Genomic DNA, 1,291 nt, shown 5'->3' on the forward strand with positions numbered 1-1,291 from the left:
GGTCCGGGAGCCGCCGCCGCGGACGTCGTTGCCGCGGCCGCCGCCCACGGCCGCGATCGTGGTCGCGCCGGTCACCGCGAGCCCCGCGAGTGCGACACCGGCGGAACCGCCGTGCACCTCGCCGCGGGACTGCGCGGTCACGCCGGCCGTGTGCAGGGCGACCACCGTCGCGGCGGGCAGGGCCGTCGCGGCGCCGCGTGCACCCATCATCACGTCGAGCCCGCGGCACGCCGCCATGCTCAGCGGTCCGGCCGCCGTCTCCTTGAACACCGTGTTGTAGGCCACCACGGCGCCGACGAGGGGCACGGCGACGGCGAGCCCCCTGCGGCCGCCGCCGGTCGCGGCGAGCCCGACGCCGACGGCCATGCAGGCGGCGGCGATGCCGAGGGCACGCCGAGGGAGGACGCGACCCGACGGGATGGGCCGCTCGGGCCGCTCGACGGCGTCGAGCCGGCGGTCGGCGTAGTCGTTCAGGGCCATGCCGCCGCTGTAGAGGAACACGGAAGCGAGCGGCAGCAGCCACCTGCGGCCGGCGAGACGCCCCCCACCGGCATACCCGCCTGCGATCGCATCGCCGATCACCGTGAGCGCGGCCGGTGCGCGCACGAGCTCGAGGACGTCGCCGACCGCGGTCAACGTGCGATCCGTGCGGGTCGCCGTGCCGCGGCGAGGCGTGCGCCCGCCGACTGCGCCCATGCGATCAGGTCGTCGGTCTGCCGCCCGAAGTCGTGCACGTCGCTGCCCCACGGGTCCTTGAAGAAGAAGCCGAGCTCGGGCACGACGCCACCGGCGCCCGCGGCATCCGCCAGCGCGAGGAGCCGCGCGAGGTCGAGCACGAGCGGCGCGGCCAGCATCGAGTCGTAGGCGCTCCAGATCGTCTGCATGGTGATGCGCGAGCCGAGGAACCCCTCGGCGTGGATGTGGTCCCACGCCGTCTTGATGTCGCCGAGGTCGGGGACGTTGTCGATATGGAGCGGCGCGACGACGTGCTCGCCGACGAGGGTGCGGAGGCCGCGGGTCTTCGAGGCGAGCTTGCTCTGCACGGCGTCGGGGTCGGCGAGCGTGGCGCCGTCGCCGCCGCCGAGCAGGTTCGCTCCGGCCCAGGAGTGCACATGCAGGCCGCGGGCGCCGAACATGGGGGCGAGCGCCGTGCGGATGAGGGTCTCACCGGTCTTGCCGTCCTGCCCGGCGAACGGGATGCCTCGCTGCGCGGCGAGCTCCTGCAGCGCAGGCAGCGAGAGTCCGGCAGAGGGTGTGAAGCCCGCGTAGGCGCTGCCGGACTCGATCGCGG

2 protein-coding genes are annotated in these 1,291 nt (G+C 75.2%); both read right to left on the reverse strand.

Annotated elements, in window-relative coordinates; translation table 11 throughout:
• Nucleotides 1-636: UbiA family prenyltransferase (locus AC1DY2_RS19855; protein ID WP_476763976.1), on the reverse strand; the 636-nt coding region annotated here is incomplete at its 3' end.
• Nucleotides 633-1,291: inositol-3-phosphate synthase (locus tag AC1DY2_RS19860; protein ID WP_476763977.1), on the reverse strand; the 659-nt coding region annotated here is incomplete at its 5' end. The genes AC1DY2_RS19860 and AC1DY2_RS19855, both read right to left, overlap by 4 nt.

The organism is Agromyces sp. P1_H4, assembly GCF_056405255.1.